Origin of the sequence: Brevundimonas sp. UBA5866 (assembly GCF_002432125.1) — a bacterium.
Taxonomy (GTDB): domain Bacteria; phylum Pseudomonadota; class Alphaproteobacteria; order Caulobacterales; family Caulobacteraceae; genus Brevundimonas.
In genome coordinates, this window is the sequence record NZ_DJFS01000062.1 from 1 (window position 1) to 9,082 (window position 9,082).

6 protein-coding genes are annotated in these 9,082 nt (G+C 63.6%); 4 read left to right on the top strand and 2 right to left on the bottom strand.

From position 1 onward, the window contains the following. A partial coding sequence (locus B3H86_RS06725; protein ID WP_292052232.1) for an acyl-CoA dehydrogenase family protein occupies window positions 1-755 on the bottom strand: 755 nt, incomplete at its 3' end. A 108-nt stretch (window positions 756-863) separates the two neighbouring features. On the opposite strand from B3H86_RS06725, the gene B3H86_RS06730 reads away from it, so the two are divergent. From B3H86_RS06730 to B3H86_RS06745, 4 genes are all read left to right on the top strand, one after another. After that, window positions 864-1,721 carry a LysR family transcriptional regulator gene (locus B3H86_RS06730; protein ID WP_292052234.1) on the top strand — a complete coding sequence of 286 codons (858 nt, stop codon included), beginning with the start codon at window positions 864-866 and terminating at the stop codon, window positions 1,719-1,721. A 318-nt stretch (window positions 1,722-2,039) separates the two neighbouring features. Next, window positions 2,040-2,933, top strand: coding sequence for a GNAT family N-acetyltransferase (locus tag B3H86_RS06735; protein WP_292052237.1), 894 nt, complete (start codon window positions 2,040-2,042; stop codon window positions 2,931-2,933). Beyond that, window positions 2,920-3,384 carry a DUF4440 domain-containing protein gene (locus tag B3H86_RS06740; RefSeq protein ID WP_292052238.1) on the top strand — a complete coding sequence of 155 codons (465 nt, stop codon included), beginning with the start codon at window positions 2,920-2,922 and terminating at the stop codon, window positions 3,382-3,384. Before B3H86_RS06735 ends, B3H86_RS06740 begins: the two co-directional genes overlap by 14 nt. A 21-nt stretch (window positions 3,385-3,405) precedes the next feature. Next, window positions 3,406-4,521, top strand: a complete 1,116-nt coding sequence (locus B3H86_RS06745) for a serine hydrolase domain-containing protein (protein WP_292052239.1) — start codon at window positions 3,406-3,408, stop codon at window positions 4,519-4,521. Between the two features lie 71 nt (window positions 4,522-4,592). On the opposite strand, the gene B3H86_RS06750 is transcribed toward B3H86_RS06745, so the two are convergent. Further along, the coding region (locus B3H86_RS06750; protein ID WP_292052240.1) for an autotransporter outer membrane beta-barrel domain-containing protein at window positions 4,593-9,082 on the bottom strand (4,490 nt) is incomplete at its 5' end.

Sequence of the window (9,082 nt, forward strand, 5' to 3'; positions counted from 1 at the left end):
AGCACCACGCGCTCATAGTCCAGACCCGACATCAGGACCCCCACGCCGCCGTTCAGCGGCCCCATGACGTTCTCTTCCGGCACGAAGCAGTCCTCGAACACCAGCTCAGCGGTCGGCGAGCCGCGCATGCCCATCTTGTCGATCTTCTGGCCGATGCTGAACCCGGCGAAGTCCTTCTCGATCAGGAAGGCGGTGATGCCGCGGCTGCCCGCCTCCATGTCGGTCTTGGCATAGACCACCAGGGTGTCGGCATAGGCGGAGTTGGTGATCCAGAATTTCGTGCCGTTCAGGCGATAGCCACCCTCCACCTTGTCGGCGCGCAGCTTCATGCTGACGACGTCGGAACCCGCGTTCACTTCCGACATGGCCAGAGAGCCGACGTGCTCGCCCGACACCAGCTTGGGCAGGTATTTGTCTTTCTGCTCCTGCGTGCCCCAACGGCGGATCTGGTTCACGCACAGGTTGGAGTGGGCCCCATAGGAAAGACCGATGGAGGCCGAGGCACGGCTGACTTCCTCGACCGCGATCACATGGTCCAGATAGCCAAGGCCAAGACCGCCCCATTCTTCCTCGACCGTGATGCCGTGCAGGCCCAGCTCACCCATCGGCTGCCACAGCTCACGCGGGAACCAGTCCTCGGCGTCGACCTTGGCGGCCAGCGGGGCAATCTGCTCGTCCGCAAAGCGCGAGGCGCTGTCGCGGATCATCTGGGCGGATTCAGTCAGGCCGAAATCGAAATCGGGTGTCGCGCGCATGGGACTTTGTCCTTGTTCTGGGATGCGTTTCCTCGTTGGGGAAAAGGTACTGCGCGGTTCACCTTTCGATAAATGGAAAGTTCGTGAAGTTTCAGATAGGTTTTTTCTATGTTGAAACGCTCTCACGTTCGCCAATTCCTCGCTGTCGTCGACAGCGGCAGTTTCACCGCCGCCGCCGCCCGCGTCCGCATCACCCAGCCGACCCTGTCGGTCGGCATCGCCGAAATGGAAAAGACGGTCGGGGCCAAGCTGTTCATCCGCGACCGCAAACACGTGCGCCTGACCGAGGCGGGCGCGCGCCTGCTGCCCATCGCCCGCCAGCTGGAACAGGGTTTTCGCACCGCAGAAAGCCTGAATGCCCCGGCACGCGATAGCTGGCCGCACATCCGCCTCGGTGTGCTGCGCACCCTCGCGCCCCGTCTTGTGCGGCGCGCTGTATCGGCCCTGAAACCGGATATGGAACCTGAACTAGTCGAAGGCTCGGCCCATGAGTTGCGCAATGCGATGGCCGCAGGGCGTATCGATGCGGCGCTAACGCTGCTGAGGGCCGACGACCCGCAGGAACTGGCCCTTTTCACAGAGCCCTATGTGATGCTGGCCCCGCGCTATCACCGCCTGGCGGGTCAACGCGATGTCCCGCCTGAAGAACTGGCCAGCGAGATCATGATCGCCCGTCGCGCCTGCGAACGGCTGCAGGACACCAGCCGTTTCTTCACCCACAGTGGGGTGCGCCCCCGCTTTGCCCTGCGTTCGGACAATGACGCCCTGTGTCTGTCGATGGTCGAGAGCGGGCTGGGCATCACCACCGCCCCTCTGTCGCTCCAGAGCGATGACATGAGCCAGATCGGAATCAGGGGCTATAATTTCGAGCGGACCATCGGCATCGCCGTCTCACCCGCCCTTACCGATCCACGGGCCATGTGGAATCGTCTGCGATCGGTCGTCTCGACCGCACCGGACGCATAACGTCATTATCAAGGCGGGAACCTATTTAAACTTGGCCGTTATCATTAAAACCGGCCCCTCAAGGTTCCCAAAACACCAAATATTACAGCGCCGTAATGATCCAATTATGGCTTGGCCGTTACAGCGATTTCACTTTTACTAGTTCCATTTGCAACTAGGATGTAACCACGGTCGCCGAGGAAGTTCGTAGCCCTCCCGTACATATCGATCTGGTGTCTTTCGTCCCTCCACGGTTCTGCCGCTGGATGGCCGCAGGACGGGTATGCTTTCAACGCGACAGAGGAAACGCAGCACTGCCCAGACTGAACGGAGAAAGCCGTGAGAAGCCCCGTCCTAGCCTTTCAACCCGCAGCGACCCTGTCGATGGGTCAACTGACGTTGCTGTGGCGCGAGGTCTACTCCAACTATCCCGTCCCGTTGCCCTTCACCGAGGATGAACTGGATCGGTTCATCCGGATGTCCGGCATGTGTCTTGAACTGTCCCAGATCGCCCTGTCGGACAACCAGCCTGTGGGTCTGTCCTTTGCAGGCCGCGACGGTGACACGGCATGGATCGGCGGCTTCGGGGTCGTATCGTCCCATCGGCGCTGTGGTATCGGCCTGGCCCTGATGCGCTCGCAGACGCGCGAAATGGATCAGCAGGGCATCCGTACCAGCCGTCTGGAGGTCATCAACACCAACCGTGCGCGTCGCCTGTACGCCAATGCCGGATATGTGGACCGCCGCCGCCTGTGCAGCTTCAACAGCCCGGCCGTCGGCAGTGCCGCCGATCCGCTGGTCCCGCTTAGCATCGAAGAGTTGCCGTCCCTGCACAACCGCCTGCACGTCGGCGTCAGCGCCGCCCCGTGGCAACGCGAACTGCCCGGCGTGATGCGTGCTGTCGAGCGTGATCAGTTGACCATCCTTGGCTGGCGCGGGCCGAACGGCATTGCCGCCTATGCGGTCGAACAGAACCGTGCCGGCCTGACCCATCTGGTGGATGCCGTCGCGGAATGCCCGTCGTCCGCCGAGGGGCTTGTGTCCTCCCTCGCCGCCCGCAGCCGTGGCCGCCGCATCAGCCTGTCGGACGAACCGTCCAACTCGCCCATCGCCAAGGCATTCAAGCGTTTCGGAGCCAGCCCCCGCATCCTGCGTATGGAGATGGTTCGCACGGCCTCACAGGCCTCCAGCCTGTCTGCGCCCACCTATGGCCGCACCTATGCCGCAGCCTGATGGTCTGAACCGCCGCGCACTGATCGGATGGGGCGCGGCGACAGTCGCCGCCCTGCCCGTTTGCGCGATGGCTGCGGCCGACACACCGCAGGCCACGTTCGACGCCTATCGCGACCTGATCAACCGACATGATTTCGACCTGCTGGAAGAGCGGGTCATGTCGGATCATCCGGTCTTTGTGTTTGCGAACAAGCGTCATGACGGGCTGGACGCAACGCGTGCCGCCTTCATGCACACCTGGTCGATCCTGCCTGACGAAATCTATTCGATGAACGACGAGAAGTGGCTGTTCGTCGCTCAGGATCACGCCGCCTGTACATTCACCTATGCCTATCGCGGCACGATGGCGGATGGCCGTGCCCTTTCGGGGGGCGGTCAGGGTCTCAACATCTTCACCCTAACCCCGAAAGGCTGGCGGCTGTCGTTCGAGCAACTGACACCCGACACCTGATTTCAGGGCCGGAGCACTCCAATGACTTCAGCTTCGCTGGCCGTGGCCGCCATCATGTTTGGCCATACCTCTGTGGGGGTGGATATGGAGGCATTGAATGCCGCCGTCGCCGACCTCGACCACCCGTCGGTGATCTACATCATGGGGGGCTGCGTTCCCGAAGGCATCGCCCTGACAGTGGCCGGGCAGGGTCAGTCTGGACAGGTGCACGACCTGACAGAACGCAGCCCCGTGCGGACCGCCAGCAATACCAAGACCTTTACGGCCGCCACGATACTGCGCCTGTGGGAACAGGGCCGTCTGGATCTGGATGCGCCGATTGCCGATCTGGCCTCCGCCAGCCTCATGGCCCCGCTGGAAACCGTTGGCTATGACACGCGCGCCATCACCGTCCGTCACCTGCTGAACCATACCTCCGGCCTTTATGACCATGCGTCGGACCTACGCTACCAGCAGATGTGGCTGGACCGTCCCGACCATCACTGGACCCGGCAGGAACAGGTGGAACTGTCGGCGTCGTTCAGCGGGCCCCTGCATGCGCCGGGCACACGGTTCGTCTATGCCGATACGGGCTATGTGATCCTTGGCGACATCATCGAACAGGTCACGGGCCAGCCCCTTCACGAAGCCGTGCGCGAACAACTGCGCTTTGACGACTTCGGCCTTGCCGACACATGGTGGGAGGTCGCGGAAATGCCGCCCGCCGATGCCCTGCCCAAGGCGCGCCAAACGTGGAAAGGGATGGACATCGACCGCCTGCATGGCTCGATCGATGTTTACGGGGGCGGCGGCCTGATCATGTCCGCACGCGATCTGGCCGTGTTCTTCGCTGCCCTGTTCGAGGATCAGGTGTTCGAACATCCGCGTACCCTGTCAGAAATGACCCGCGCCCTGTCGCACGAAGGTGGGCAGCTTTACCGCCTCGGCCTGATGGCCACATCACAGGACGAGCCTGACTGGCGCAACAAAGGGTTCTGGCACTCGGGCTTCTGGGGCACGGTAACTTATTACATCCCCGCCAAGCGGATCGCCGTCAGCGGCATAACCCGTGATCAGGCCGGCTTTGCCGCCATGAATGCCGCGGCCAAAAAAGTGATCGAGGCCCTGCCCTGCCGCTGGTCCTTGAGCGGCGACTGAGGTCGGGCATATTGAAAAAACAAGGGGCAGGTCCGCTGGACCTGCCCCTTTTGAGTTACTCGGGGATGGATCTAGAAGGTCCAGCGGACGCTGACCGAGCCGGTGTGGACGTCGGCCTTGTCGCCGAGTTGTCCGTCATATCCGGCCTGGAACGACACCCCGTCACGTGTAACGACACGCGCCTCCAGACCCAGCTTCCATGCGCTGCGGTCCAGTGGCGTGGTGATCATCGCAGGGTCGGACGAAGTTGACGCCCCGATCATCTGCACAGGCAGTGCGATGCCGTCTTCCGAACGATGCACACGGCCTGCCGTCAGGGCAAAGTCGGCCTTCACGTTCTCTGTGGCCCTGAAGGTCCAACCCGTCGTGACTTTCGTCTCTACCGAGGCGATCCATTGGGTGTCCCCAAGGACGCGGGCCCCCATGCCGCCCCAGCCGCTTTCCTCGAAATCACCGTTGCGAAGCGCCGTGGCCAGCACATTCACCGCCGGACGCAGGAAGAAGGCCCCTGCACGAACGGTGTGACCCAGTTCGCCGCCCACCTGCATATAACCGTTTTCGCCGGTCGATCTGCCGGTCATGGCATCGAACACATAGCCGTAACGCTGGCTCTCCAGCCATTGCCAACCGGCGCTGGCTGTCAGGGACAGGTCGGTGCCTTCCGCCCACTCACGCTTGAGACCCACGCCAACGTCAAAACCGTCGCCCTGGGTATTCATGCGACCGCCGTCCACGGTCTGGCGGGCCAGACTGTTGTATCCGGCAGAGGCGGCCAGCGTCCACTCCGCGTCCAGGCGCCGCTCGATCCCGAAGCGGGCATTGTAGATGCGGCTGGTCGTGCCCCAGTACTGTCCCGTTTCCTCCTGATCGAAGGCCGTGGTCGAGCCCACACCCCAGACGCAACGTTCAAGCGCCGTATCGCGGCCCAGGCCGCAACCGAACATCCTGTCGGCAAACCGCGTGGCGCCAAGGTATTGGGTCTGTAGCGCGGCCACATGGCCTTCGGGGTTCAGGTCGTGGAAAATGGCGTTGTAGAGGTCTTCCTGACCCGCAACCATATTGCCCAGCGCCGACATCAGACGGCCGATACCAGATGCACCGCCCTCCTGAAGGGCCGAGTCCAGATGGCCGCCCAGTCGCTGCTCGTTCGGGCGCATGAAACCGAGGCCAAAGTGGCTGTCGAGTTCCAGATGCACCCCTGCATTGTCACCGACCAGTCTGAAGTCCAGTGCCAGCGTGCCCGCAGGATCGGCAGCGGTGACAATGCCTTCGCCACCGGTCGCAAACAGGGTCACCCGGTCGACATTCTCGAGCCAAAGCAGGTTGATCGACAGTTGGCCGCCAACGATGGCATCACCCGAGACATTGACCCGGTCCGAAGCGTACGGGCCAAAGGCCACGTCAAATACGCTGCGTCCCGTATCGGTCTGGACAAAGTGACCGTCCAGATCGACCTCGGTGATGACGCGGGCACCGTAATAGACATTTTCTGCCGCTGCAGCGATGCGGTCGAGATTGTCGTAGACCTCGCCATTGGCCAGATCGATCGACCACGCCGGAGCTTCCAGTCCCACACGGAACAGGCCCGCATTGGTAAAGGTCGCTTCGCCACCGGCAACAGCCTGCGCCGAGGCCGAAACCCTTTGCGGGACCAGCGATGCGGAACGGGCACCGATCTGGGTGTCACGCAGAAGAATGCGGTCGAACGCCAGGAAGCTTGCATCCTGACTGTTCATGAAGCGGTTGTCGCCGCCCCCCAGTTCGACATTGCCTGCCACAAAGCCGTTGTTGACCACACGGTCGTCGCCCGACGTCGCACGGATCGCCAGACCCGAAACCGCCGACAGGCTGTTTCGGATGGTGACCAGATTATCGGCACCACCCATCAGGCTGACACCCACACCCGTACCCGAGCCGCCACGGACAGCGTCGGTCAGGTCCAGATTGATTTGGCCCGCACCGTCACGACCCTGGCTCTGTGCGAACACAGCCGTGCTGTTGGTGCCTGTCGCATAGACGATGCCGTTGAAGGTCAGGTCGATGTCGCCGCCCGCGCCGCGACCGCCGGCAGCACCCATATGGGCACCGTCAACCCAGCCGCCGCCGCCGCCCAGAGACTGGGCGATCAGGCCATAGGTATCGTCACCGGCCACAACCGTGTGCCCGTTCTGGGTGAAGGCGATCGCGCCGCCATTACCCGTATTGTCCGACGACAGGTTCACCCGGGTGTCTGCGCCGGTGCCGAATACGGCACCGCCACCACCGCCGATGGATTGCAGAATGACACCGTGCGCCATCCGACCCGCCGTATAGACAGGCCCCGAGTGCAGCAGATCGATATCGCCCGCATCGCCGGACACGCCGCCCCGACCGCCCAGAGTGACAGTGGTCTGGTCCGCGCCATTGGCCCGCACCTCACCGCCACCCGCGCCGATGCTTTGCATCAGCAGGCCGACCGCACCGGCTCCTGTTGTCTGGCTGCCGCCATCATAGGTCGCGTCGATTGCATTGCCATTCGCACCCGAGCCGCCATTGGCCCCGAGCGTCAGGTTCAGACCTTCATTGGCCACGCCCAGATTGACGATGGCGGAACCGCCGCCGCCGCCGATCGACTGGAGCACGGAGCCAAAGCTCTTGGTGCCCACAGTGGTCACGGCACCGCTGGTCCTGCGGATGATCTTGCCTGCGGACTCGCCCGTCGTATTGGCTGCGCCAAGGCCGATCGAAACCGTGTCCATCGTCGCATCATGTTCGGTGGTGATGTTGAATACGCCACGACCGCCGCCGCCACCGATGGCCTGCGCCAGCACACCTGTTGAAAGGTCGCCGAAGCTGGTCAGATGGCCGGTGTGGATACTGGAAATGTCCGCCGCCACATTATCGGTGCCATTCATGCCACCGAGAACAACCTCGAACGCCATAGCCTTGGCCCCCATCTCGGCATGGAAATCTGCAAGATCGACATTCATGATGGTGGTGCCGCCACCGCCTGCCAGCGATTGGGTCGCATCGACAATGGCGTGGTCACCCGCCGTCTGGAAGGTGCCGGTGGAGTTCACCGTCACCTTGGAGGCGTTCATGCCGGTGGCGCCGATGGCCCCCACACGGAAACCGATCAGCGGGTCTTCACGCGGCGTCAGGCCGACCTTGCCGACATAGGGAATACCCGGCAGGCCAACGATCCCCGCCAGATCCATCACCAGCGAGCCACCGCCGCCGTTGATGCTCTCGGCCTTGATCGCCACGGCACCGTCGCCCAGCACGGTGATGTCGCCGCTATGCTCGACCTTGACCTCGCCGCCCTTGCCGCCCGAGCCGCCGCCCAGATTGCCAAGACCAAAGGCGATCGCATTCGACAGCACGGTCGAGACGCCACCAGAGGCGCTGAGGCCGCCGATGCCGAAGCCGACATTGGCATTGCCGCCACCGCCTCCGATCGACTGGGCGACGATACCGTGGGCGTTCCTGCCCGTGGTCAGGATGGTGCCGCTGTTGCTGACCTGCACCAGGCCTCCGCCGCCGCCGTCACCGCCAAAGCCGCCGATGCTGGCCATAGGCGATTGCAGTGGGTTTTCGGTCAGGTTCAGATCGGGATTGACGATGGCATTCACGGTCACGGCCATGCCGCCATTGCCGCCACCGCCGCCGATGGACTGGGCCAGGATGCCATAGGCGTCATCGCCCTTGGTGTAGATGACGCCCTCGTTGACGACATCCACCTGGCCACCCTTGTTGCCGTCGCCGCCCTGACCGCCCAGAGAGAAGCCCAGCACGGTGCTGTAGCGCGATGTGGCACCGCCCTGGATATTGATGACGGAGGAGCCGCGACCACCACCGCCGCCGATGGACTGGGCCAGAATGCCATAGGCCTGCTTGCCCTCGGTCATGATCAGGCCGCTGAGTTCGTCGGCAGGATCGGCGGGCTTGTTGCGGACGATCACCGAGCCGCCCGTACCGCCGTCACCGCCCGATCCACCGATATTGGTCACCAGACGGTGGGCGTCCTTTTCAGGGGCCGCGATGGCCGTCAGCGAGAAGACAAGACCGCCCTCACCGCCGCCGCCGCCGATGCTGTTGGCGCTGATACCCGCGGCGAAATCGCCCTTGGTATAGATCAGGCCGGTGTTGGTCACATCGACCAGATCACCCCGACCGCCCTCGCCGCCGAAGCCGCCGACGTTCAGCTCGATGGCATTGCTGTCGGCAGAGCCCTGAATGCTCGCCGCCACCGCCGAGCCGCCGATGCCGCCGCCGCCGCCGATGGACTGCGCGCGGATACCATAGGCGGACTGGCCGGATGTCAGGATACGTCCGGTGTTCTCGACGAACACCCGACCGCCAATGGCCCCTTCACCGCCCTTGCCGCCGAACGACAGGGTCATGGTGTTCTGGGTGTCGCCCTTCGATCCGCTGATCTGGAAGCCGATGGTGCGGGTCGAACCGCCCAGGCCGCCGCCACCGCCGATGGCCTGTGCCAGAATGCCGTCAGAGCTGTGTCCGGTTGTCTCGATCAGGCCCTTGTTGGTGATGAAGACGTCACCGGACTCAGCGCCCTCGCCGC